Source organism: Nocardioides sp. zg-DK7169 (assembly GCF_013155365.1).
In the GTDB taxonomy this organism is placed as follows: Bacteria; Actinomycetota; Actinomycetes; order Propionibacteriales; family Nocardioidaceae; genus Nocardioides.
The window spans coordinates 283,702-308,009 of the sequence record NZ_JABJRA010000005.1; the positions used below are offsets into that span (position 1 = coordinate 283,702).

The window sequence follows — 24,308 nt, forward strand, 5'->3', positions numbered from 1 at the left end:
CGGCGGGGCCAGACCTCTGCCCGGGTCTCGACGAGCTCGACCGACGGATCCTCGGGGACCGCTCCACTATGGTGCGGGCATGGGCGAGGAGCTGGGGGGCGTGGGGCCGCGCGCGGCCGAGGAGCTGGTCCGACTGGGATCGGCGGACAACTTCCGCGACGTGGCGGGACCGGGGTACCGGGCGGGCGACGGTACGCCGTTGCGCGGTGGGGTCTACTACCGCTCCAACGAGCTGCAGCTCACCGACGAGGACGCGGCCTCGATCGCGGCCCTGGGCGTGAGCGCGGTCCACGACCTGCGCACGCTGCCCGAGGTCGAGCACCGCCCCAGCGTGGACGTGCCCGGCGCGACGCGGCACCACGTCGACGTCCTCGGCATCCCGCTCGATGCCATCTCCGAGCTCGCCGACGCGGAGTCGGCGGTGGCACTGATGGAGCGGGTCTACCTCGGGTTCGTCGGGGAGCCGACCACCCGCGAGGCGCTCGGCTCGCTGCTGACCTCCTTCGCCGACGACGGCGTGCACCTCTTCCACTGCAGCGCCGGCAAGGACCGCACCGGCTGGACCGCCGCGCTGCTGCTCCACATCGCCGGTGTCGCCGACGACCTCGTCCTGGCCGACTACCTGCTCACCAACACCCGCGCCGAGGCCAGCCGCGCGGCCACCCTGCGTCTGCTCACCGAGGCCCAGGGCCCGGAGCAGGCGGCCGTCTTCGAGCCGGTGCTGCTGGCCGATGCCGCCTACCTGCACACGTCGTACGCCGCGGTCGAGGAGCGCTACGGCACCCGCGAGCGCTACCTGCTCGACGGCCTCGGCCTCGAGCCGCGGGTGCTGACCACGCTCCGCGAGCGGCTGCGCGCCTGACGTCCCGGCCCCACGGCGTACCGCCCTGGGCTCAGCGCCGCTGCTCGTCCGGCAGCTCGCGCGCCTCGACCTCGACCTCGCCGTCCGGGTGCGGGTCGAGCTCCTCGAGCTCCTCCTCGCTGCGCCCGGCGTCGACGTCCTCGTAGCCCGCCAGGTCCAGCGGGAGGGTCGGCTCGGTCTCGGCCTCGGCGTCCGGCTCGACCGGCTGGTCCAGCGGCGAGGGGCCGTAGGAGACCCGCACCCGCTGGAAGCCCTTGTGCCGTTGGGAGCGGACATAGCTGGTGTAGGCGCGCCGGTCGGCGTCGGTGAGCCGGACCCGGTCGGTGAACGCCGTCATCAGCGCGCGCGGCCACAGCTTGCGCACCGCGACCACGTTGACCTCGATGCCGACGACCGCCATCGCCGCCGCCATCCACAGCACCCCGATCAGGCCGAGGACGAGGGCGAAGGTCTTGTTCATGTCGCTGGTCTCGGCCAGGACGTTGGTGACGTAGAGCGTGCCGAAGTACTGCAGCGTCTGCCACAGCACCGCGATCACGAACGCGCCGGGCACCGAGCCCCACAGCGGGTGCGAGCGGGCCAGGCCCATCCGCATCACGACGGCGAGCACCAGGGTCGTCGCGACCACCGTGACCACCACGATCGGCCAGCGGTAGGACGCCACCCGTTCGCCGAACACGGTGGCCTGGCTGAGCGCGGAGCCCAGCGAGAGGGCGAGCAGCGCGAACCCGACGGTGAAGATCAGCCCGACGCTGCGCAGCCGCAGCAGGATCGGGTTGGGGCGCTTGTTGCGCGGGACCGCCCAGGCGACGTTGAGCGCGTTCTGCACGGCGGTGCCGAGCCCGAGCGCGCCGTACAGCGCGACGCAGAAGCCGACGATCACACCGCTGGTGGAGCCCTTGATCCCACCCGGGCGGCCGAGCTGGTCGCCGATGATCGGGAACTGCCCGAGCGCCGAGTCGAGCACCCGCTCCTGCAGGTCCAGGTCGCCCTGGAGCACGAAGCCGAGGACCGAGGTGGCGAGCAGGAGCAGCGGGAAGATCGCGATGAACGCGTAGTAGGTGATGATCGCGGCGAGGTAGTTGCCCTGGTCGTCGGAGTACTTGTAGATGACCGCGATCGGGAAGCCGAGGATCGGGACCCGCTGCTGGGTGCGGTCCACCCCCTCGCTCACTCGTCCCACGGACCTCACGCTACCGGCGTCACGCCAGCAGCGCGGTCACCAGCAGCACGACCGGCACGCTGGCGAGCGTGCTGACGAAGATCGCGTCGCGCGCCAGCAGGCTCGCGCGGTCGTAACGGGTGGCGATCACGAAGACGTTCTGCGCGGTCGGCAGCGCCGCCAGCACCGTCACCGCGAGCAGCGAGTGGGCGTCGAGGTCCAGGACGAAGCGCCCGACGAGGTACGCCGCGATCGGCTGGACGGCCATCTTGGTCGCCACGATCGCGCCCAGGTCCAGCGCGGGCACGCCGCGCCCGGGCAGCGGGCCCAGCCGCAGCGCGACGCCGTACGCGATGAGCATGGAGGGCACCGCCATGCCGGCCACCAGCTCCAGCGGGTCGTGCACCGCGCCGGGCAGCTCGGTGTCGGAGAGCGCCAGCGCCAGGCCGAGCAGCGAGCCGACGGTGATCGGGTTGGTGAACGGGCGCCGCGCCACCGCCCACACCGACAGCCGCTGCGGGCTCTCCGCCGCGTCGAGCAGGGTCAGCGCCAACGGCTGGAGCACCAGCAGCTGGAGCAGCAGGGTGGGCGCGACCAGCGCCGCGTCGCCCAGGACGTACGCCGCGATCGGCAGCCCCAGGTTTCCGGCGTTGACGTAGCCGCCGCACAGCGCGGCGACCACCGTCGTGCCGAGGCTGCGTCCCTGCGCCACCGCGACCGCGGTGACCAGGGCGACCGCCACCAGCACCGCGGCGGTGGTGGCGACCAGGTTGCCCGAGAAGACCTCGCCGAGGTCGCTGTCCTCGAGCACCGTCACCAGCAGCGCCGGGCTGGCGACGTAGAAGGCCAGGTTGGACAGGGTGCGCTGGCCGGCGCCGTCGACGATGCGCAGCTGGCCGAGCAGCAGGCCGAGTGCGATCAGGATCCCGATCGTCGCGAACCCCTCGAACACCCCCTGCACCCGAGGAGCGTAGGTGGGCCGTGCGCCGTCGAACGCCGGGTCTCGACCCGCGACCCGTCGCCCGCCCCGGCCGGTAGTCCGTCACACAGGTGTCGTCATCGAGCCGTTTCACGACACCTGTGTGGCGGACTATCCCGTCGAGCCAGGATCCCGTCGAGCCAGGCTCAGTACGACTTCGGCAGCCCCAGGGTGTGCTGGGCGACGAAGTTGAGGATCATCTCCCGGCTGACCGGCGCGATCCGGGTGACCCGGGCGGCGACCAGCAGGCCGGCGACGCCGTACTCCTGGGTGGCGCCGTTGCCGCCGTGCACGTGCACGGCGGTGTCGACGGCCTTCACGCAGGCCTCGCCGGCGGCGTACTTGGCCATGTTGGCCGCCTCGCCGGCGCCCATGTCGTCGCCGGCGTCGCACAGCGCCGCCGCCTTCTGCGTCATCAGGCGGGCCAGCTCGAGCTCGATGTGCGACTCGGCCAGCGGGTGCGCGACGCCCTGGTGGGCACCGATCGGGGTCTTCCAGACGGTGCGCTCGCGGGCGTAGCCCACCGCCTTGTCGAGGGCGTAGCGGGCCAGGCCGGTGGCGAACGCCGCGGCCATGATCCGCTCGGGGTTGAGCCCGGCGAAGAGCTGGATGATGCCGGCGTCCTCGTCGCCCACCAGCGCGTCGGCGGGCAGCCGGACGTCGTCGAGGAAGAGGGTGAACTGCTTCTCCGGGCTGACGATCTCCATCGCGATCTCCTGGGCCTCGAAGCCCGGGGCGTCGGTGGGGACCACGAACAGGCACGGCTTGAGGTTGCCGGTGCGAGCGTCCTCGGTGCGCGCCACGACCAGGACGTTCTCGGCCTCGTCGACGCCGGAGATGTAGACCTTGCGCCCCGAGAGCACCCAGTCCTCGCCGTCGCGGCGCGCGGTGGTGGTGATCCGGTGGGAGTTGGAGCCCGCGTCCGGCTCGGTGATCGCGAAGGCCATCGTGGAGGTGCCGTCGGCGATCCCGGGCAGCCAGCGCCGCTTCTGCTCCTCGGTGCCGAAGCGGGTGATCACGGTGCCGCAGATCGCCGGGCTGACGACCATCAGCAGCAGCGGGCAGCCCTGCGCGGCCAGCTCCTCGCAGACGGCGGCGATGTCGCCGATGCCGCCGCCCCCGCCGCCGTACTCCTCGGGGATGTTGATCCCGAGGTAGCCGTTGCGGCCGATCTCGAGCCACAGCTCGGTGCTCTTCTCGCCGGCACGCGCCTGGCGGGCGAACCAGTCGCGCCCGTAGGTGCCGGCCAGCTTGGCGACCTGGCGGCGCAGCTCCTGGCGCTCCTCGGTCTCGGAGAAGGTGGTCATCGGTGCTCTCCTTCATCAGGGGTATCGGTGGGGCCGGGATCGACCACGGCGAGGACGGCGCCGGCCGCGACCTGCGCGCCCGGTACGACGTCGAGGACGCTCAGCACGCCGTCGACCGGCGCGCTCACGGTGTGCTGCATCTTCATGGCCTCCAGGACCAGCAGCGGCTGCCCGGCACGGACCCGGTCGCCGACCGCGGCGGCGACGCTGACGACGCTGCCGGGCATCGGGGCCAGCAGCGAGCCGCGCGCGAGCCGCCCGGACGCCGCGGAGGGGTCCGCGAACCGCGGCACCCGCTCCAGGCGCACGTGGCCGGTCGGGGCGTCGACCTCGACCACCTCGCGGCCGCGCGGGCCCGAGACCGCCACGTCGTACGTCGTGCGCACGCCGTCGCGCTCGAGGGTCACGGCGATCGGGCCGGCCGCGACCACCGCGAGGTCGCCGGTGCGTGCGGTGGGCGCCACGGTGTAGCCGGAGCGACCGCCCCACCAGGCGACCTCGACGTCCTCGTCGTGGAGGCGGAGGGTCGTGGTCTGCGGGGCGGAGACGACGTTGCGCCAGGCGACCGGGACGCCGCGCTGCACGGTGCGTGCGGCGACGGCGCGCTCGGCGAGGGCCAGGGCGGCGGCCACGGGGGCCGCGGGGTCGGGCTCCGCGCGCGCCGCGACGTGCTCGTCGAGGAAGCCGGTGCTCAGCTCGCCGGCGAGGAACGCCGGGGAGGTCAGCACGGCGACCAGCTGGTCGCGGTTGGTGGCGACGCCGTGCAGCCGCGCGCGGCGCAGCACCCCGGCGAGGCGGCGCGCGGCCTGCTCGCGGGTGGGTGCGTGGGCGACGACCTTGGCGAGCATCGCGTCGTAGTGGGTGGTGACGGCGTCGCCGGCGGCGAAGCCTGCCTCGACCCGGATGCCCGGCTCGGCGGGCACGTCGAAGGCGGTCAGCACCCCGCTCTGCGGCTGGTGGCCGCGGGCCGGGTCCTCGGCGTACAGGCGCACCTCGACGGCGTGCCCGTCGGCCCAGGGCTCCCCGCCGACGGTGTCGGGCAGCGTCAGCGGCCGGCCCTCGGCGACGTCGAGCTGGAGCTGCACCAGGTCGACGCCGAGCACCTCCTCGGTGACCGGGTGCTCCACCTGGAGGCGGGTGTTCATCTCCAAGAACCAGAACCGGCCGGTCCCCGGGTCGAGGAGCAGCTCCACGGTCCCGGCGCCGACGTAGCCGATCGCCTCCGCGGCCCGGCGCGCGGCGTCGAGCAGGCCGCGCTCGACCTCGGCGGACAGGCCGGGGGCGGGCGCCTCCTCGACGACCTTCTGGTGGCGCCGCTGCACCGAGCAGTCGCGGGTGCCGAGCACCACGATGCGGCCCGCGCGATCCCCCAGCACCTGGACCTCGACGTGGCGGCCGCGCTCGACGTAGGGCTCCACGAAGACGGTGCCGTCGCCGAACGCCGCGGCCGCCTCGGCGCGGGCCCGCTCGACCTCGGCGTCGAGGTCGGCGAGGTCGCGCACCACGCGCATGCCCCGGCCGCCGCCGCCGGCGGAGGCCTTGACCAGCAGCGGGAGGTCCGCCTCGGTGGGCCGGTCCGGCGCCTCCAGCACGGGTACGCCGGCTGCCCGGACGATCTGCTTGGCGCGGACCTTGGAGCCCATCTGCTCGATCGACTCCGGGGCCGGGCCGACCCAGGTCAGCCCGGCGGCCAGCACGGCGCGGGCGAAGTCGGCGTTCTCGGACAGGAAGCCGTAGCCGGGGTGGACGGCGTCGGCCCCGGCGCGCAGCGCGGCGTCGACGAGCAGGTCGGCGCACAGGTAGGTCTCGCCCGCGGCGGTGCCGGGGAGGCGGACCGCGAGGTCGGCCTCGGCGACGTAGGGCAGCTCGGCGTCGGCGTCGGAGTGCACGGCGACGGTCTCGATGCCGAGACGGCGGCAGGTCCGGAAGACCCGCGCGGCGATCTCCGCGCGGTTGGCCACGAGCAGGCGGGTGATCATGGCCCTCACATCCGGAAGACGCCGTAGGGACCGGCACCCGGGTCGGGGCTGCCGGCGATCACCGAGAGGCAGATGCCGAGCACGGTGCGGGTGTCGCGGGGGTCGATGACGCCGTCGTCGTAGACCATCCCGGAGAGCACGAACGGCAGGCTCTGCTCCTCGATCTGCTGCTCCACCATCGCGCGCATCGCGGCGTCGGCGGCCTCGTCGTAGTCCTGGCCGCGGGCCTGCGCGCCGGCGCGGGCGACGATCGAGAGCACCCCGGCCAGCTGCGCGGGACCCATCACGGCCGCCTTCGCGCTGGGCCAGGAGAACAGGAAGCGCGGGTCGAAGGCGCGGCCGTTCATGCCGTAGTTGCCGGCGCCGTACGACGCCCCGACGAGCACGGAGAGGTGCGGCACGGTGCTGTTGGCGACGGCGTTGATCATCGCCGAGCCGTGCTTGATGATCCCGCCCTGCTCGTAGCGCTCCCCGACCATGAAGCCGGTGGTGTTGTGCAGGAACAGCAGCGGGGTGCGCGAGGAGTTCGCGAGCTGGATGAACTGCGTCGCCTTCTGCGCCTCCTCGCTGAACAGCACGCCCTGGGCGTTGGCGAGGATCCCGATCGGGTGGCCGTGCAGGCGGGCCCAGCCGGTGACCAGCGAGGTGCCGTAGCGCGCCTTGAACTCGTCGAAGGCGACCTCGTTGCCCGGTCCCGGCCCGTCGACGAGGCGGCGGACCACCTCGCGCGGGTCGAAGGGCTCGCGCAGGTCGCCGGGGACGACGTCGAGGAGGGTCTCGGGGTCCAGCTCGGGCTCGGCGTGGCCGAGCGGCGCCGTGGCGGCTGCGGCCGCGGGGCGCTCCCGGTTGAGCCGGGCCACGATCCGGCGGGTGATCCGGAGGGCGTCGCGCTCGTCCTCGGCGAGGTGGTCGGCGAGCCCGGAGACCCGGGCGTGCATCTCCGCGCCGCCGAGGGCCTCCTCGTCGGCGTCCTCCCCCGTGGCCATCTTGACCAGCGGCGGGCCGGCGAGGAACACCTGCGCGGCCTCCCTGACCATCACGGTGTGGTCGGAGAGCCCCGGGACGTAGGCGCCGCCGGCCGTGGAGGAGCCGAAGACGACCGCGATCGTCGGCTGGCGCCGCGCGCTGGCCCGGGTCAGGTCGCGGAACAGCCGGCCCCCGGGGATGAAGATCTCCTTCTGGGTCGGCAGGTCCGCGCCGGCGGACTCCACCAGGGAGATGATCGGGAGGTCGTTCTCCGCGGCGACCTGGTTGGCGCGGAAGATCTTGCGCAGGGTCCACGGGTTCGACGCCCCGCCGCGCACCGTCGGGTCGTGCGCGGTGACGAGGCACTGCACGCCCTCGACCACGCCGATGCCGGTGACCACGCTGGCCCCGACCGCGAAGTCGGAGCCCCAGCCGGCCAGCGGGCTGAGCTCGAGGAACGCGGAGCCCTCGTCGAGGAGCAGCTCGACGCGCTCGCGCGGGAGCATCCGGCCGCGGGCGCGGTGACGTGCGACGTACTTCTCCCCGCCGCCGGCGACCGCCTGGGCGTGGGCGGCGTCGAGCTCGGCGACCCGCTCCAGCATCGCCTCCCGCGCCGAGGTCATCAGGAGTAGCCCAGCAGCTTGGCCGCGAGGTCGGTGAGCACCTCGGTCGCGCCGCCGCCGATCGGCAGCAGGCGCGCGTCGCGGTAGTGCCGCTCGACCTCGGTGCCGTGCATGTAGCCGGCGCCGCCGAAGAGCTGGACCGCCTGGTCGCAGACGTACGACGCGGTCTCGCAGGCGGTCTGCTTGGCCAGGCAGGCGTCCGCGATCACCATCTCGCCGGCGGCGTGGCGGCGGGCGACGTCGTGGGTGTAGGCCCGCGCTACTTCCACCTGGCGGTGCATCTCGACCAGCTTGTGGCGCACCGCCTGGCGCTTGATGAGGGGCTGGCCGAAGGTCTCGCGCTGGGTGGCGTACTCCTTGGCCAGGGCCAGCGCGCGCCCGGCGATGCCGTAGCCGTGCACCGCGAGCGCCATCCGCTCGACGACGAACTGCTCGGCGATGTACCAGAAGCCGGCGTTCTCCTCGCCGACCAGGTTGGCCACCGGCACCCGCACGTCGACGAAGGAGAGCTCGGCGGTGTCGGAGCAGCGCCAGCCCATCTTGTCGAGGCGACGGTCGACGGTGAAGCCGGGCGTGTCCTTGTCGATCACCAGCAGGCTGACGCCGCTGGAGCCGGCGCCGCCGGTGCGCACCGCGGTGGTCACGAAGTCGGCGCGCACGCCGCTGGTGATGAAGGTCTTGGCGCCGTTGACGACGTAGTGGTCGCCGTCGCGGGTCGCGGTGGTGCGCAGGTTGCCCACGTCGGAGCCGCCGCCGGGCTCGGTGATCGCCAGCGCGCCGATCATGTCGCCGGCCAGGGTGGGGCGCACGTAGGAGTCGATGAGCTCGGGGGTGCCGTGCGCGGCGATGTGCGGCAGCGCGATGCCGTTGGTGAACAGCCCCGCCATCAGGCCGCTGGAGGCGCCCTCGGCGAACATCCCCTCCTGGAGCGCGAGGGTGTCGAGCAGGTCGCCGCCCTCGCCGCCGACCGACTCGGCGAAGGAGACGCCGAGCAGACCCTGGCGGGCGGCGGCGCGGTGCAGCTCGCGCGGGATCTCCCCGTCGTCCTCCCACTGCTGCAGGTGCGGTGCGACCTCGCGGCGCGTGAACTCCCGGGCGGTCTCCTTGAGCGCGGCGCGGATCTCCGCGGCCTCCTCGGGGGTGCGGACGTCGGTGGGGTCGGCGGTGGCGGTCATGCGAGGTCCTCCTGGACGTGGACGGTGCGCGAGCGGACCCACTCCCCGAGCCCCTTGGCCTGGGGGTCGAACCGCGTCGAGGCGGCGACCCCCTGCCCGAGGAGCCCGTGGATGACCACGTTCACGGCACCGAGGTTGGGCAGCACGAAGACGTCGATGTCGAGGTCGGCTGCTTCGGGGACGAGCTCGCGCACCTTGCGCGGGCTGATGAGCTTGGCCAGCCAGGTCACCCGGTCGGCGTGGCCGGCCAGGCACGCCGGTGCGTCGTGGGCGACCCAGAGCCCGAGGTTGGCGTCGCCGCCCTTGTCGCCCGAGCGGGCGTGGACGAAGGCGCCGAGCGGCATCCGGCGGGTCAGCGAGTCCGGCCGGGCGGGGTACGGCGAGGGCCGGCGGCCGGCGTCGCGGACCTCGGGGTCCTGCGGGCCGGGGCCGAGCTCGGGCGGGTCCGCGACCGGTTCGCGGCGCCCGTCGGCGTGGACCACGGTGTGCGCGACGGCCGAGCGCGCGACGTACGCCGCGCGGTAGACGCCGTACGCCGTGGGCGGGCCGGGGGGCGTGCTCAAGCTGAAGCCGGGGTACGACGCCAGGCCGAGCTCGACCGCGGCGGCGGTGAACTCCTTGCCGACCGGGCCGGGCTCGGGGTCGAGCACCGTGCAGCGCAGCAGCGTGGAGGCGGCCTCCTCGGTGTCCGCGCCGGGCTGGGCGCTGCGGGCGCCGGACCAGCTCACCTCGGCGGCGGTGAGCCGCGGGGTGAGCTGCTCGCGCACCCAGTCCGCCTTGGCCTCGATGTCGAGACCGGTGAGCACGAACTCGACGGTGTTGCGGTGCCCGCCGACCTCGTTGACGCAGACCTTCAGCTCGGCCGGCGGCGGCGTGCCGCGGGTGCCGGTGAGCGCGACCCGGTCGTGGTCGACCTGCTCGAGGCGGACGGTGTCGAGGTGGGCGGTGACGTCGGGGCCGAGATAACGGGCGGACTGGATCTCATAGACCAGCTGCGCGGTGACGGTGTCGACGCTGACCGCGCCCCCGGTGCCGTCGGGCTTGGTGATCACGCTGCTGCCGTCCGCGGCGATCTCCGCGACCGGGAACCCGAGGGGCAGGGACGGGTCCCGGCCGTCCTCGAAGAGCCGGCGGAAGCCGGAGAAGTTGCCGCCGGTGGCCTGGGTGCCGCACTCGAGGACGTGCCCGGCGAGCACGGCGCCGGCCAGCTCGTCGTAGGAGTCGGGCGTCCAGCCGTGGTGGGCGACCGCGGGGCCGAGCACCAGCGAGGCGTCGGTGACCCGGCCGGTGACGACGACGTCGGCGCCGCCGCGCAGGGCCGCGGCGATCCCGAACCCGCCGAGGTAGGCGTTGGCGCTGAGGGCGCCGTCCAGCGCGAGTCCGGCGGCGTCGGGATGGGCGCCCGCGAGCAGGTCGTCGCCCTCCACGTGGGCGACCGCGACGTCGAGCCCGAGGCCGCGGGCGACCTCGCGGACCCGGTCGGCCAGGGCCGCGGGGTTCAGGCCGCCGGCGTTGCTGACGATGCGGACGCCGTGCTCGAGGGCGGTGCCGAGGCAGTCCTCGAGCTGGCGCACGAAGGTGCGCGCGTAGCCGAGCGCGGGGTCGCGGAGCCGGTCCTTGGCCAGGATCAGCATGGTGAGCTCGGCGAGGTAGTCACCGGTCAGGACGTCGAGGTGGTGGCCCCCGACGGTGCCCTCGACCATCTCCCGCATGGCGGAGAGACGGTCGCCGTAGAAGCCGGAGCAGTTGCCGATGCGCAGGACCTCAGCCACGGGTGCTCCTCGGGTCGCGGCCGACGCCGGGTGGGCCGGCGAAGGCCTGGGCGATGTCCAGCCAGTGCTCGGCGTCGCCGCCGGTGGCGATCAGGGCGGTGTCGGCGCGGTGGGCGCGCTGGGTGACGAGCAGGCACAGGTCGAGGGCCGGCCCGGTGACGCGCTGGGCGGCGTCGGCGGGTCCCCAGGTCCACACGGCACCGGAGGGCGCGTCCAGCTGCACCCGGAACGGCTCGGCCGGCGGCGTCTCGCCGCGGGTGAGGTAGGCGTGGTCGCGGGTGCTGACGCCGAGGTGGGCGACGTGCCGGATCCGGTCGGTGGGCTCCGGGCGGGCGCCGAGGGCGTCGTGGACGTCGAGGGCGTGCGCCCAGGTCTCCATCAGCCGGGCGGTCGCCATCGAGGCGACCGACATCGGCGGGCCGTACCAGGGCAGTCGCACGCTGGAGGGGTGCGCGCGCAGCGCGGCGCCGAGCGCCCGCCGCGCCAGGTCCCAGCGGGCCAGCAGGTCCAGCGGGTCGAGGCGGGCGAGCTCGTGGGCGCCGTCGTCGACGTACGACGCGGGGTCGCGCAGCGCGCGGTCGACCTCGGCGTCCCAGGCGCGGGCGCCGTCGGGGGTGTGGGCGTCCGCGGCGAGCAGGGCACGCTGGTCGGTCCAGGCGAGGTGGGCGACCTGGGTGGCGATGCTCCACCCGGGCGCGGGGGTGGACGTGGCCCAGGCGGCGGCGTCGAGGCCTGCGACGGTGTCGCGCAGCTGGTCGCCCTCGGCGGCCAGGTCGGCGAGCAGCTCCTCGAGCAGCCTCATCGCGCACCGCCCGGCCGCTCGCCGCGCCCGGGCGCGTCGTCGAGGACCAGCGCCCAGCGGTCGAGGATGCGGGCCCGGCGGCGCGCGTCGTCGGTGAGGGTGTCGGCGAGGCCGAGGCCGCGGACCAGGTCGAGGGTGGCCTGCACCAGCTCGCGCACGCCCGGCACGGACTCGTCGGCGCCGAGCAGCTCGACGGTGCGCCGGTGGAGCTCGCGCCCGACCTTCTGCTCCAGCGGCGCGACGGCGCCCATCAGGGTCTCATCGGTGCGGGCCGCGACCCACAGCTCGAGGGCCGCGGTGAAGATCGGGGAGGTCACGTGGTCGGCGAGCATCTGCAGCACCGCGCGGGTGCGCGTCGGGCCGGTGGGCAGCTGGGCCGCGGCCTCCTCCAGCTCGCGGGCCCGCACGTCGGCGACGTGCTCGACGGCGGCCACGACCAGGGCGTTCTTGGTCGGGAAGTGGTGCAGCTGGGCCCCGCGGCTCACCCCCGCCCGCTCGGAGACCACCGTGGTCGAGGTGCCGCCGAACCCTCGTTCGGCCAGGCACTCCACGGTGGCCTCCAGCAGCCGCGCCCGCATCGCCCGCGTGCGCTCCTCCTGGGGCACCCGCCCGGCAGACGCGGGGGTGCTGGACGAGGGACTCTCCGGCGACGTGCTCACGCCCCCAGCATGGGCCCTTCGCAAACAAACAGTCAAGCCTGACTTTTTCTACACCGCCGAGTCGGCGCCGGTTGAGTCGGCACTTTCGACCGTTGAGTCGAGGGTTTGGACCGGGCAGGCCGGCGCGAGCTCTCGACTCGACCGTCAGAAGTCTCGACTCGACCGTCGGGGGTCTCGACTCAGCGGTAGGTCAGGAGGTCCCCGTCGAGGTGGGGGTGTTCGTTGAAGCTCAGGAGGCGGGGGCCGGTGGAGCCGACGACGACGCGGGTGACGCCGGCGTTGACGACCACGGTGTTGAAGCGCGACCACAGGCGGGCGGCGAGGGCCGCGTCCCCGTCGCCGGCGCCGCCGACCAGGGTCGCGCAGGCGGCGGCGACCGGGCCGCCGGAGGTCACCGCGACGACGACCTGCCCGCTGCCGGCCCGGTCGGTCGCGCGCTCGAGCGAGCCGCGCACGCGGCCGAGGAAGGCCGGCCAGGACTCGTCGTACTCCGCGTCGTGGGTGCCGGCGCACCAGCGCGCGGTGGCGCGCTCGAAGGCGGCCTGGAAGGCGCGGCGGTCCAGCTCACCGTGGGGTACGGCGGGGTCCGCGGCGACCACGGCGCGGTGGTCGAACTCGTCCCAGCCGGCGTCCACCTCGACGCGCGCCGGGTCCCAGCCCGGCGCGCCGTCGGCGCCCTCGAGCATCGCCTCGAGGGTCTCGCGGTGCCGGCGCATGTCGCCGCGCAGCAGCGCGGTGGGGGCGATCCCCCGGGCGGCCAGGTCGGCGCCCAGCGCCTGGCCCTGAGCCCAGCCGGTCGGCGACAGCACGTCGTAGTCGTCGGCCCCGAAGGAGGCCTGGCCGTGGCGCACCAGCAGCAGGAGACCCATGCGCCCGCACGCTAGAGCATCACCGTGACCTCCGACCCACCCCGGACGGCCGACCGGCGCCGACCCCGCGGATGCGGGACCGACGCCGGTCTGGGGGTGCGTGCGGCGATCAGGCCGGGAAGGAGCCCCCGCTGGCCGCCAGCTCGCGCAGGTACGCCGTGGGGCGGAAGCGGTCGCCGTACTTCTCGGCGAGCTCGTCGGCGCGGGCCACGAACGCGGCCAGGCCGATCTCGCCGTCGGCGCCCTCGTAGCCGGTCATGAACTGCGCCGCGCCGCCGGTCATGGGCGGGAAGCCGATGCCCATGATCGAGCCGATGTTGGCTGCCGCGGCGGAGGTGATCACGCCCTCCTCGAAGCACTTCGCGGTCTCCAGTGCCTCCGCGAACAGCATCCGGTCCTTGCAGTCCTGGATCGACGGCTGCTCATCGGCGACCGGGAACAGCTCAGCCAGGCCCGACCAGATCGAGCCGCGCTTGCCGGCCTCGTCGTAGTCGTAGAAGCCCTTGCCGCGCAGCCGGCCGGGGCGACCGGCCTCGATCATCTTGTCCACGACGACGGTGCCCGGGTGGGCGTCGTACGTCGAGCCGTCGCGCTCGGCGGCGGCCTTCGTGGCGGCGGCGATCTTCGACATCAGCTCGAGGTTGAGCTCGTCGGAGAGCTGGAGCACCGGGGCCGGGTAGCCGGCCTGGGTGGTGGCCCGCTCGATGGTCCAGGGCTGCACGCCCTCGGCGAGCATCGCCATGCCCTCGTTGACCATGAACCCGATGACCCGCGAGGTGTAGAAGCCGCGGCTGTCGTTGACCACGATCGGGGTCTTGCGGATCTGCTGGACCACGTCGTAGGCCTTGGCCAGGGCGACGTCGGAGGTCTCCTTGCCCTTGATGATCTCGACCAGCGGCATCTTGTCCACCGGGGAGAAGAAGTGCAGGCCGATGAAGTCGGCCGGGCGGTCCACGCCGGTGGCCAGCTCGCTGATCGGCAGCGTGGAGGTGTTGGAGCACAGCAGCGCGTCGTCGTTGACGTACGGCGCGACCTCGGCGAAGACCTTGGCCTTGAGGGCCGGGTCCTCGAAGACCGCCTCGATCACCAGGTCGCAGCCGGCGAGGTCGGAGGCGTCCCCGGTCGGCGTGATCCGGTCGAGCAGCTCCTGGCTCTTCTCCTCGGTGAGCTTGCCGCGGCCCACGGCCTTGGCGTTGATCTTCTCGGAGTAGGCCTTGCCCTTGGCGGCGTTCTCGGTCGAGACGTCCTTGAGCACGACCTGCATGCCGGCGCGGGCGCAGACGTAGGCGATGCCGGCGCCCATCATGCCGGCGCCGAGGACGCCGACCTTGGTGGCCTTCCACGGCTCGATGCCCTGCGGGCGCAGCGAGCCGGACTTGATCGCCTGGAGGTCGAAGAAGAACGCCTGGATCATGTTCTTGGCGCCCTGGTTGATCACCAGGTTGGTGAGGTAGCGCGACTCGATGCGCGAGGCGGTGTCGAAGTCGACCTGCGCCCCCTCGACGGCCGCGGACAGGATCGCCCGGGTGGCCGGGTAGACGGCGCCCTTGGTCTGCTTGCGCAGCAGCGCCGGGAACGCCGGCAGGAAGCCGGCGAGGGCCGGGGACTTCGGGGTGCCGCCGGGCATCTTGTAGCCCTTGGCGTCCCACGGGTTCTGCGAGGCCTCGGGGTTGGCCTTGATCCACGCCTTCGCGGCCGGGACCAGGTCCTCGCGGGTGGCGACCAGCTCGTCGACCAGCCCCTTCTCCTTGGCCTGGGCGGGCTTGAACTGGGCGCCGGTGAGCAGCACCTCCATCAGGCCGGCCTGCAGGCCGAGCAGGCGCACGATGCGGGTGACGCCGCCGCCGCCGGGGAGCAGGCCGAGGGTCGCCTCGGGCAGGCCGAGGGCGACCTTGGGGTCGTCCACGGCGATGCGGTGGTTGCAGGCCAGGCAGATCTCGAAGCCGCCGCCGAGCGCCGCGCCGTTGATGGCGGCGACGACCGGGCGGGGGAAGGTCTCGAGGCGACGCAGGTCGGCCTTGATCCCCTCGGCCATGTCGAAGACGTTCTGCGCGTCGTCCTTGGTCGCGGTGACCATGTTCTTGAGGTTGCCGCCGGCGAAGAAGGTCTTCTTCGCGCTGGCCAGGACCACGCCGGTGACCGACTCGGGGTCGGCCTCCAGCTCGGCGTACAGGCGCCCGATGGCGTCGGCCATCGAGGTCTTGTACAGCTCGTTCATGGTGTTGGCGCTCGCCGTGGGGTCGTCGAGGGTCAGGGTGACGATGCCGTCGGCGTCGCGCTCGTAGCGGACGGCCGACTCAGTGGTGGTGGTGCTCATCGCTGTATGGGTTCCTTCGGTTCGACGGGCCGGTCAGACGATCTCGACGATGGTGGCGATGCCCATGCCGCCGCCCACGCAGAGCGTGGCGAGGCCGCGGCGCAGGTCGCGACGGCGGAGCTCGTCGACCAGGGTGCCGAGGATCATCGCGCCGGTCGCGCCGAGCGGGTGACCCATGGCGATCGCGCCGCCGTTGACGTTGGTGATCTCGTCGGTGATCCCCATGTCGCTCATGAACCGCATCGCGACGGCGGCGAACGCCTCGTTGATCTCGAACAGGTCGATGTCGGAGACCTCGAGCCCGGCCTTGGCGAGCGCCTTGCGCGCCGCCGGCGCCGGACCGGTGAGCATGATCGTGGGGTCGGCGCCGGACACCGCGGTGGCGACGATGCGCGCCTTCGGGGTCAGCCCGAGCTGCTGGCCGACCTCCTCGGAGCCGATCGCGACCAGGGCCGCGCCGTCGACGATGCCGGAGGAGTTGCCGGCGTGGTGGACGTGGTTGATCCGCTCCACCCAGTGGTACTTCTCCAGCGCCACGTCGTCGAACCCGGCGTCCGCGCCGATCTGGGCGAAGCTGGGCCGCAGCCCGGAGAGGCTCTCGACGCTGGTGTCGGGGCGGATCAGCTCGTCGGTGGCGAGCACGGTCAGGCCGTTGAGGTCCTTGACCGGTACGACGGAGTCGGCGAAGTAGCCGTTGGCCCACGCCTTCGCGGCGCGGTGGTTGGACTGCGCGGCGTACGCGTCGACGTCCTCGCGGCTCCAGCCGCCGAGGGTGGCGATCAGGTCGGCGCCGATGCCCTGCGGCACGAAGCCGGACTTGAGCGCGGTGGCCGGGTCGGAGGCCCAGGCGCCGCCGTCGGAGCCCATCGCGACGCGGCTCATCGACTCCACGCCGCCGGCGAGGATCAGGTCCTCGAAGCCGCCCCGCACGCGGGACGCGGCCTGGTTGACGGCCTCGAGCCCGGAGGCGCAGAAGCGGTTGAGCTGCACGCCCGCGACGGTGTCGGGGTAGCCGGCGGCCAGTGCGGCCGTCTTGGCGATGTCGCCGCCCTGGTCGCCGATCGGCGAGACCACGCCGAGCACGACGTCGTCGACGCGCGCGGCGTCGAAGGAGGGGTTGCGGACCTTGATCTCGTCGAGCAGCCCGACCACGAGGTCGACCGGCTTGACCTCGTGCAGCGAGCCCGCCGCCTTGCCCTTGCCGCGCGGCGTACGAATGTGGTCGTACACGAATGCTTCTGCCATGACCGTCCTTGCGAAAGATGTGTCGATGGTCGGGCCTGCGCCCGGGTTGGTCCCTTGATTGTGACACCATTAGTGTCACGGTCAAGAGCGTCGGGGCAACTCGCCCCGTGTGACCTGGACCACGCGGACGACGCCGCGACAGGAGGCCACGACCATGACCCAGATCGAGTCCGGCGAGCTGCTCACCTTGGAGGAGCTCACGACACGCATCGGCATGAGCGTGCGCAACGTCCGCTTCTACACCTCCAAGGGCCTGGTCCCGCCGCCGGTGCGACGGGGTCGCTCGGGCTACTACGGCACCGACCACGTCGCCCGCCTGGAGCTGGTGCAGGAGCTCCAGGGCCACGGCTTCACCCTCGCCGCGATCGAGAAGTACGTCGCCGCGATCCCCGCCGACGCGACGCCCGAGGACATCGCCCTGCACCGCACGATGCTGGCGCCCTGGCAGGCCGACCAGCCGGCCGAGATGACCCACGCCGAGCTGGAGCGGCGCGCCGGCCGCTCGCTGTCCGACGACGACCTGGCGACGCTCGCGGCGCTCGGCATCGTGGTCCGCAACCGGCGCGGGCGCTACGAGGTGTCGCTGTCGCAGCTGAGCGTCGGCCTCGGCCTGCTCGACCTGGGCTTCCCCACCGAGGCGGCCGTCGCCGCCGCCGAGGTGTACGCCGCGCACGGGCGCGCACTGGCCCGCGAGCTCAACGAGCTGTTCCGCACCATGGTCTGGCCGGTCTACAAGGAGGCCGGGACCTCCCCGGAGAAGATCCAGGAGGTCGTCGAGCGGCTCAAGCCGCTGTCGATCGCGAGCCTGGTGACCGCCTACGAGACGGCCATGGACGAGACCAAGCGCGAACGGATCGCCGAGCGGGCCCGCCGGGCGCGGGACCAGCAGCCGGAGGAGCCCGCCGCGCGGGACGCGCGCTAGCAGCGCCCCGGCCCGCTTGCGGGTCGTTCCTAGGGTGGCTGCATGACGTCCCCCACCGTGCTCGTCACCGGCGCCACCGGCTTCGTCGGGCGCCGTCTGGTGCCCGCGCTGCTCGACAGCGGCCACCGGGTCAAGGCGATGACGCGTCACCCCGACACCTACCGGGGCCCCGGCGAGCCGGTCTTCGGCGACGTGCACGACCCGGGCACCCTCGGGCCGGCGCTGGAGGACGTGGACGTCGCGATCTACCTCGTGCACTCCCTCGACGACGACGACTTCGAGCGCAAGGACGCCGACGCGGCCCGCGGATTCGGGATCGCCGCGGCCGCCAACGGGGCGCGCCAGCTGGTCTACCTCGGCGGGCTCGGCTCCGAGGACGAGACGCTCTCCCCGCACCTGCGCTCGCGCCGCGAGGTGGAGGACCTGCTCGGGGAGGCCGGCGTACCGGTGACGGTGCTGCGCGCCGCGATCGTCGTGGGCGCGGGGGGCATCTCCTGGGAGATGACCCGGCGCCTGGTCAAGAACCTGCCCGCGATGGTGGTGCCCCGGTGGGCCGCGACGCTGACCCAGCCGATCGCGATCGACGACGTGGTGCGCTACCTGGCGGGGGTCGTCGACAACGAGGCCGCGACGGGGCGGGTGCTCGAGATCGGCGGCGCCGACCAGCTGACCTACCTGGAGATGCTCCAGCAGGCGGCGCGCGAGATGCACGGGCGCCGGCTGCCGATCCTGCAGGCCCCCGTCGGGACGCCGGTGCTGTCGTCGTGGTGGATCAAGCTGGTCACCGGGGTGGACACCACCACCGCCGCCAACCTGATCGAGTCGATGGGCAACCGGGTGGTGGTCACCGACCCCGCGATCCGCGAGATCGTGCCGGGCGAGCCGCTGGCCTACGCCGACGCGGTACGCCGCGCGCTCGCGGAGGACTGAGGGGGCCCAGGCAGGCCGGGCGGCTCAGGCGCCGAAGACCAGCGGGAGCACCAGCAGCATCGACAGCGACCACGTGCAGTGGGTCAGGATCGGCCCGAGGATGCCGCCCGAGGCGCGGCGCTCCAGCCCGACGACCACGCCGAGCAGCAGGGCCGCGAAGGACAGCATCAGGTTGCCGGTCGCCAGCGTCGCGACGCCGTAGGCCAGCGTCGTCCAGGCGACCGGGTGCCGCGGGATCGCGGCGTACACGGCGCCGCGGAAGAACAGCTCCTCGGCCACGCCGTTGGCCGCCGTGATCACCACCAGCAGCGGGACCGACCCCTGGTCGGCGAAGTCGAGCACCGAGCTGACCTGGCCGGAGAGCCAGGGCAGCTCGCGCACGGCCAGGCCGCCGACGACGAACAGGCCGGCCAGCCCGGCCCCCAGGGCGATCGGTGTCGCCCAGGGCCGGACCAGCTCGTCACGTCGCGCGATGCGGCCCAGGTGCAGGGGCCCGGAGCAGAACGCCCCGAGCGCCCACACACCGGCGAGCCCGAACGTCGCGGGGTAGAACCAGGCATTGCCCGGCTCGATCCGCAGCGACAGCCCGAGCACGACGGCGCCGACGAGCACGAACCCGGCGGTGACCAGCTGGCGGCGGCGCAGCGCTGCGGGCGTCTCGCGATGATCGCGCGGGACGACCTCCCACAGGGAGCGCTGCAACCAGCTGCGCACCGGGCTCATGGCTTTCGAGACTAGCGGCGACCCGAGGAGAAGCTCGCCGCGCTGTGGCTGCCACCGGTGGCGCTGCCACCGCTGCTGCCGCCACGGGCCGGGCGGCCCGAACGGCCCGCACCGGCGGGCTTGCTGGCCGACCGGGAGCCGGACTGGCCGCCGGAGCGACCGCCGCCCTGGCCGCCGCGGCTCGAGGACTGGCCCGAGCCCGACGCGCCGCCGCGGCGCCGGTTGCGACCGCCGCCGTTGCCCGCGGGGCCACCGCTCGACGGACGACGGCCGGGGGCCTGCGCCGGAACCTCGAGCTCGAGGCCGCCGATGACGATGGTGCGCTCGCCGGGGGCCAGCGTGGTGAGCATCGGGTGCTTCGGGCCGTCGATCTTGGTGATGGTGGGCTTGATGCCCGCCGCACGGGTCAGGTCGCGCACGTCGCGGACCTGGTCGTCGGTCATCAGCGTGATCACGGTGCCCGCGGCACCGGCGCGCGCCGTACGGCCCGAGCGGTGCAGGTAGGCCTTGTGCTCGGCCGGCGGGTCGGCGTGGATCACGAGGGCCACGTCGTCGACGTGGATGCCGCGCGCCGCGATGTCGGTGGCGACCAGGGTGCTGGCCTTGCCGGCGTGGAAGGCGTCCATGTTGCGGGTGCGGGCGTTCTGGCTGAGGTTGCCGTGCAGCTCGACGGTCGGGACGCCGGACTTGTTCAGCTGGCGGGTCAGCGCCTTGGCGCCGTGCTTGGTGCGGGTGAAGACCACGGTGCGGCCCGGCGCGCTGGCCAGGTCGACCAGGACCGACACGCGCTGTTCGCGGGGCAGGTGCAGGACGTGGTGGTCCATCGTCGAGACCGGCGACTGGGCCGAGTCGGCCTCGTGGGTCACCGGCTGGTTCAGGAACCGCTTGACCAGCACGTTGATGCCGTTGTCGAGGGTCGCCGAGAACAGCAGGCGCTGGCCCTCGCGGGGGGTCTTGTCCATGATCCGGCGCACGGCCGGCAGGAAGCCGAGGTCGGCCATGTGGTCGGCCTCGTCGAGGATGGTGACCTCGATCGAGCCGAGGTCGCAGTGACCCTGACTGATCAGGTCCTCGAGGCGGCCCGGGCAGGCCAGGACGATGTCCACGCCGCGGCGCAGGCCGGCGACCTGGGGGTTCTGCCCGACGCCGCCGAAGATGGTCTGGGTGGTGAGGCCCGCGGCAGCGGCCAGCGGGTCCAGCGCCTCCTTGATCTGGCCGACCAGCTCACGGGTCGGGGCCAGGATCAGGGCGCGGGGGCGGCCGGCGGCCGAGCGGCGACCGGCGGAACGCAGCCGGGTCACCAGCGGGAGCAGGAACGCGTAGGTCTTGCCGGAGCCGGTGCGGCCACGGCCGAGCACGTCGCGCCCGGCCATGGAGTCGGGAAGAGTCGCCGCCTGGATCGGCGAGGGGACCGTGATGCCGCGCTCGGTGAGCAGGGCGACGAGGTCGGAGGGCACGCCGAGATCGGCGAAGGAAGAGGAAGACAAGGAAATATCACTCACTGTGGCGGTGTCTCGCCAGAAGAAGGGGCTCGTCCGGCTCCGGTGACGGAGCCACAGGGACGAACAGCAGGCCCGAGGCAAGACAGGACGGGCCGCGTGTGCAGCGTACGGCGCCCCGCCCCCATCTCTCGCATCCCCGCGCCGCCTGCTGGGTCACACGGGCCTTCCGCGAGTCGGCCCGTGTGGTGGCGCGAGTCGGCGCTTGTGGTGTGCCGCTCGACCGACGGGAGGGTGGTTCGGCACCAATGGCGCGCCGGGCCGGCCAGATGCCGTCCCGGCGCACCAATCGTGTCGACAGCGGCTACTTCAGGCCGTCCTTCAGGTCCTTGGCGGCGTCCTTGACGTGCTCGCCGGCCTGCTTCACGCCGGCGGACGCCTGGTCGCCCTTGCCCTCGGCCTGGAGGTCGCGGTCCCCGGTGGCCTCCCCGGTCTTCTCCTTGCCTTTGCCGCCGAACTCCTCGGCCTTGTTCTTCGCCTTGTCGGTGAATCCCATCGATTCCTCCTCGAACGTTGCGGACCCTTCCGGTACCCGTTCGGGCGAACTTCAGGTGAAGCGGAGCACCCCGTCGTCGATCCGGTCGCGCCGGATGGTGCGCACGTCGGTGAGGTAGTTCTGCTTCAGCATCCACGGCGCGCGGTCGCCCTGGCGCGGCAGCCGGTCCAGCGCCCGCAGCACGTAGCCGGACTGGAAGTCCATGAACGGGCGCTCGCCCACGCCCGGCTCGCGCACGGGTACGACGCTGCGCGCGCCGCGCTCGTCGAGGTGGCGCAGCAGGCGTGCGACGTACTCGCTGACCAGGTCGGCCTTGAGCGTCCAGGAGGCGTTGGTGTAGCCGATCGTGTAGACGAAGTTGGGCACGCCGCTGAGCATCAGCGCCTTATAGGCCATCGTCTCCGACAGCGTGACCGGCTCGCCGTCGACACTGAGCGCGATCCCGCCGAACGGCAGCAGCCGCAGCCCGGTCGCGGTGACCACGACGTCGGCCTCCAGCTCCTGCCCGGAGGCGAGCCGGATGCCGCGCTCGGTGAAGGTGTCGATCGTGTCGGTCACGACGGAGGCCCCGCCGCTGCGGATGGCGCGGAACAGGTCACCGTCCGGCACGAAGCACAGCCGCTGGTCCCACGGGTCGTAGCTGGGCCGGAAGTGGGTGTCCACGTCGACCTCGGGCGGCAGCTGGGCGGCGACGCCGGAGCGGATCAGCCGCTTCACGACGCCCGGACGGCGCCGCGCGACCTGGTAGAACGCGACCGCCTGGAGGATGTTCTTCCACCGCACCACCGGGAACGCCAGGCGCGCCGGCAGCCGGTCGAGCACCTTGGCGACCGGGTCGCGGCCCGGCCGGGACAGGACGTACGTCGGGGAGCGCTGCAGCATCGTCACGTGCTTCGCGTCCGCGGCCAGGGCCGGGACCAGCGTGATGGCGGTGGCCCCGCTGCCGATCACCACGACCCGCTTGCCGGCGTGGTCGAGGTCCTCGGGCCAGTGCTGGGGGTGCACGACCTCCCCGTCGTACCGCTCGATGCCGGGCAGCTCGGGGGTGTGGCCGCTCTCGTAGTCGTAGTAGCCCGAGCAGCAGTGCACGAAGCCGGCGGTCAGGGTGAGCTCCTCGCCGCCTCGGTCGACCCGCACCCGCCAGCGGGCGCTCGCGGAGTCCCAGTCGGCGCTCACGACCCGGTGCCCGTAGCGCACCAGACGGTCCACGCCGCGCTCGCGGGCGACGGTGCGGACGTAGTCGAGGATCGACGCGCCGTCGGCCAGCGCGGTGTCGCCCACCCAGGGCCGCCAGCGGTAGCCGAAGGTGAACATGTCGGAGTCCGAGCGGATCCCGGGATAGCGGAACAGGTCCCAGGTGCCGCCGCTGACGTCGCGGGCCTCGAGCACCGCCAGGCTGCGCCCGGGGTGGTGCTCGCGCAGCTGCGCGGCGGCGCCGAGGCCGGACAGACCGGCCCCGATCACCAGGACGTCGACGTGCTCGGGGGCGGGCCCGGGAGTAGTGGGGTCGGCGCTCATGCCCGCAGCGTAGGGCGGGGCCGATGAGCCTGCCGGCGCCGACTCGGCCAGCGGCGGCTCAGGACTCCGGCAGGTAGTGGGTCCAGGGCCGGCTCAGCGCGAAGACGCGACCGGTGATCTCGCGGGGCACGATCTCGACGACGTTGTACTTCGCGGTCCCGACCCAGGGCCGCAGCGGGAGGTTGTCGGCGCGGTGCGCCTCGTCCTCCTCGAGCAGCCGGGCGGTGCCGCGCACGACCACGCTGCGCGCCTGCTCGTCGTCCATCTCGTCGATCTCGAGGACGACCTCGCCGTGCATCACGACGCTGAGCAGCTTCTCGCCCTCGGCGGTGCGGAACAGCAGCGTGTCGTGGTCCACCGCGTAGTTGATCGGGACCAGGTGGACCTCGTCGACGAGCCGGAACGCCATGCGCGCCAGCTCGTGGGAGCGCAGCATCCGCCAGCACTCCTCGGTGTCCAGGACCGTCACCATCTCGTCGCCCACCGACATCGGCACTTCCTCCTCGTGCTGTCCCCGCGGTTCCAGGGGCCTGCGACCAACCTAGGTCGCGTCGTCGGGCCGGCACAGGGCCGGAGGTCCCGGTCCTTCGCCGAGTCGGCGCTCGTGGTGGCGCGAGTCGGCGCTCGTGGCGCACCCAAGTCTCGGCTCGAGCGTCAGAACTCTCGACTCGACCGGGCGGAAGTCTCGACTCGACCGGGCGGAAGTCTCGACTCGACGGATCAGCGGGCGAAGAGGTCCACGAACCGGGCGAGCAGGCGCGGGGGCTCGGTCACCACGGCGGAGCGGGCGTGGGCGATCAGCTCGGCCTCCTCGAGCGGCTCGAAGTAGCCGTGGTGGCGGTAGATCTCGATGCGCTTCACCAGGCCGTCGTCGTCGAGCTCGGGATGGAACTGGGTGGCGTAGACGCGGGAGCCGAGCCGGAACGCCTGCACCGGGCAGGTCTCGGAGGAGGCCAGCAGCACCGCGCCCTCGGGCAGCCGGCTGACCGCCTCCTTGTGGCCGACGAACGCCTGGAACTCCGGCGGCATCGTGCCCAGCAGCGGATCGACCGCACCGGCCTCGGTGAGCCGGACCGTCACCGCGCCGATCGGCTCGCCGTGCTCGCGGTCGACGTGCCCGCCGCGCAGCCCGCCGAGCGTGCCGATGCCGTAGCAGGCGCCCAGGAACGGCGTGTCCGCCTCGACCACCCGCTCGGCCAGCGCGCGCAGCTCGACCTCCGCGCGCAGCTGGTCGGGTCCCTTGAGCTGCGGCGGGTCGGTCACGGTGTACGGCCCGCCGCCGAGCACGATCCCGGACCAGTCCTCGAGGTCGAGGTCCCCGACGGCGTCCGCCAGCGACCCGCGGTCCAGGCGCACCCGTCGTACGTCGCGCTCCTCCAGGCCGGCGCACCGCAGGACCGCGGCGTACTCGGCATCGGCGGCGTCGTCCTCGGGGCGGGTGCCCAGGAACAGGAACGGCCTCATGTCGTCTCCACCCGCGTCGTGTCCATCAGCCCCCGGTGT

At 73.5% G+C, this 24,308-nt stretch carries 21 protein-coding genes; 3 read left to right on the forward strand and 18 right to left on the reverse strand.

Features of this window, described 5'->3' with window-relative positions:
• The first annotated feature begins 79 nt into the window (after nucleotides 1-79).
• Nucleotides 80-862, forward strand: a complete 783-nt coding sequence (locus HOQ23_RS10260) for a tyrosine-protein phosphatase (RefSeq protein WP_172214363.1) — start codon at nucleotides 80-82, stop codon at nucleotides 860-862.
• A 31-nt stretch (nucleotides 863-893) separates the two neighbouring features.
• Here the strand turns inward: HOQ23_RS10260 and HOQ23_RS10265 are convergent, their stop codons facing one another.
• The 12 genes from HOQ23_RS10265 to HOQ23_RS10320 all read right to left on the reverse strand — a co-directional run bounded on the left by HOQ23_RS10265 (nucleotide 894) and on the right by HOQ23_RS10320 (nucleotide 16,717).
• A complete protein-coding gene (locus tag HOQ23_RS10265) occupies nucleotides 894-2,045 on the reverse strand; it encodes a YhjD/YihY/BrkB family envelope integrity protein (protein ID WP_172214365.1) in 1,152 nt (383 codons plus the stop codon).
• 19 nt (nucleotides 2,046-2,064) lie between these two features.
• A complete protein-coding gene (locus tag HOQ23_RS21560; protein ID WP_172214367.1) occupies nucleotides 2,065-2,985 on the reverse strand; it encodes an AEC family transporter in 921 nt (306 codons plus the stop codon).
• Nucleotides 2,986-3,149: 164 nt separating this feature from the next.
• Entirely contained in the window at nucleotides 3,150-4,310 is a 1,161-nt protein-coding gene (locus HOQ23_RS10275; protein ID WP_172214369.1) for an acyl-CoA dehydrogenase family protein, read from the reverse strand.
• On the reverse strand, nucleotides 4,307-6,289 hold the full coding sequence (locus HOQ23_RS10280; RefSeq protein WP_172214371.1) for a biotin carboxylase N-terminal domain-containing protein: 1,983 nt from the start codon (nucleotides 6,287-6,289) through the stop codon (nucleotides 4,307-4,309). The genes HOQ23_RS10275 and HOQ23_RS10280 overlap by 4 nt, the downstream gene beginning before the upstream one ends.
• A gap of 5 nt (nucleotides 6,290-6,294) precedes the next feature.
• Complete coding sequence (locus HOQ23_RS10285) at nucleotides 6,295-7,878, reverse strand: acyl-CoA carboxylase subunit beta (RefSeq protein ID WP_172214373.1); 1,584 nt, start codon at nucleotides 7,876-7,878, stop codon at nucleotides 6,295-6,297.
• Nucleotides 7,878-9,053, reverse strand: a complete 1,176-nt coding sequence (locus HOQ23_RS10290) for an acyl-CoA dehydrogenase family protein (protein ID WP_172214375.1) — start codon at nucleotides 9,051-9,053, stop codon at nucleotides 7,878-7,880. The genes HOQ23_RS10285 and HOQ23_RS10290 overlap by 1 nt, the downstream gene beginning before the upstream one ends.
• A complete protein-coding gene (locus HOQ23_RS10295) occupies nucleotides 9,050-10,825 on the reverse strand; it encodes an acyclic terpene utilization AtuA family protein (protein WP_172214377.1) in 1,776 nt (591 codons plus the stop codon). The genes HOQ23_RS10290 and HOQ23_RS10295 overlap by 4 nt, the downstream gene beginning before the upstream one ends.
• A complete protein-coding gene (locus HOQ23_RS10300; RefSeq protein WP_172214379.1) occupies nucleotides 10,818-11,627 on the reverse strand; it encodes a TIGR03084 family metal-binding protein in 810 nt (269 codons plus the stop codon). The genes HOQ23_RS10295 and HOQ23_RS10300 overlap by 8 nt, the downstream gene beginning before the upstream one ends.
• Nucleotides 11,624-12,286, reverse strand: a complete 663-nt coding sequence (locus HOQ23_RS10305) for a TetR/AcrR family transcriptional regulator (protein WP_367650444.1) — start codon at nucleotides 12,284-12,286, stop codon at nucleotides 11,624-11,626. Before HOQ23_RS10305 ends, HOQ23_RS10300 begins: the two co-directional genes overlap by 4 nt.
• 179 nt (nucleotides 12,287-12,465) lie before the next feature.
• A complete protein-coding gene (locus tag HOQ23_RS10310) occupies nucleotides 12,466-13,155 on the reverse strand; it encodes a histidine phosphatase family protein (protein ID WP_172214381.1) in 690 nt (229 codons plus the stop codon).
• A gap of 109 nt (nucleotides 13,156-13,264) precedes the next feature.
• Nucleotides 13,265-15,472 (reverse strand): 3-hydroxyacyl-CoA dehydrogenase NAD-binding domain-containing protein, encoded by a 2,208-nt coding sequence (locus HOQ23_RS10315; protein ID WP_172214383.1) that lies wholly within the window; start codon nucleotides 15,470-15,472, stop codon nucleotides 13,265-13,267.
• A 33-nt stretch (nucleotides 15,473-15,505) separates the two neighbouring features.
• Complete coding sequence (locus tag HOQ23_RS10320; RefSeq protein ID WP_172214385.1) at nucleotides 15,506-16,717, reverse strand: acetyl-CoA C-acetyltransferase; 1,212 nt, start codon at nucleotides 16,715-16,717, stop codon at nucleotides 15,506-15,508.
• A gap of 154 nt (nucleotides 16,718-16,871) precedes the next feature.
• Between HOQ23_RS10320 and HOQ23_RS10325 the strand changes: the two genes are divergently transcribed.
• Together HOQ23_RS10325 and HOQ23_RS10330 are read left to right on the forward strand one after the other, a co-directional pair.
• Complete coding sequence (locus HOQ23_RS10325; protein WP_172214387.1) at nucleotides 16,872-17,639, forward strand: MerR family transcriptional regulator; 768 nt, start codon at nucleotides 16,872-16,874, stop codon at nucleotides 17,637-17,639.
• A 42-nt stretch (nucleotides 17,640-17,681) separates the two neighbouring features.
• Nucleotides 17,682-18,569 (forward strand): NAD(P)H-binding protein, encoded by an 888-nt coding sequence (locus HOQ23_RS10330; protein ID WP_172214389.1) that lies wholly within the window; start codon nucleotides 17,682-17,684, stop codon nucleotides 18,567-18,569.
• 24 nt (nucleotides 18,570-18,593) lie between these two features.
• Here the strand turns inward: HOQ23_RS10330 and HOQ23_RS10335 are convergent, their stop codons facing one another.
• The 6 genes from HOQ23_RS10335 to HOQ23_RS10360 form a co-directional block, all read right to left on the reverse strand.
• Nucleotides 18,594-19,292: a CPBP family intramembrane glutamic endopeptidase gene (locus tag HOQ23_RS10335; RefSeq protein ID WP_172214391.1), complete on the reverse strand. Its 699-nt coding sequence runs from the start codon at nucleotides 19,290-19,292 to the stop codon at nucleotides 18,594-18,596.
• Nucleotides 19,293-19,303: 11 nt separating this feature from the next.
• Nucleotides 19,304-20,779: a DEAD/DEAH box helicase gene (locus HOQ23_RS10340; protein ID WP_172214393.1), complete on the reverse strand. Its 1,476-nt coding sequence runs from the start codon at nucleotides 20,777-20,779 to the stop codon at nucleotides 19,304-19,306.
• 316 nt (nucleotides 20,780-21,095) lie between these two features.
• On the reverse strand, nucleotides 21,096-21,287 hold the full coding sequence (locus tag HOQ23_RS10345) for a CsbD family protein (protein WP_172214395.1): 192 nt from the start codon (nucleotides 21,285-21,287) through the stop codon (nucleotides 21,096-21,098).
• Between the two features lie 51 nt (nucleotides 21,288-21,338).
• Nucleotides 21,339-22,805 (reverse strand): NAD(P)/FAD-dependent oxidoreductase, encoded by a 1,467-nt coding sequence (locus tag HOQ23_RS10350; protein WP_172214397.1) that lies wholly within the window; start codon nucleotides 22,803-22,805, stop codon nucleotides 21,339-21,341.
• Nucleotides 22,806-22,863: 58 nt separating this feature from the next.
• Nucleotides 22,864-23,295 (reverse strand): pyridoxamine 5'-phosphate oxidase family protein, encoded by a 432-nt coding sequence (locus HOQ23_RS10355; RefSeq protein ID WP_172214399.1) that lies wholly within the window; start codon nucleotides 23,293-23,295, stop codon nucleotides 22,864-22,866.
• A 230-nt stretch (nucleotides 23,296-23,525) separates the two neighbouring features.
• Nucleotides 23,526-24,269, reverse strand: a complete 744-nt coding sequence (locus HOQ23_RS10360) for a glutamine amidotransferase (RefSeq protein WP_172214401.1) — start codon at nucleotides 24,267-24,269, stop codon at nucleotides 23,526-23,528.
• Nucleotides 24,270-24,308 lie beyond the last annotated feature (39 nt).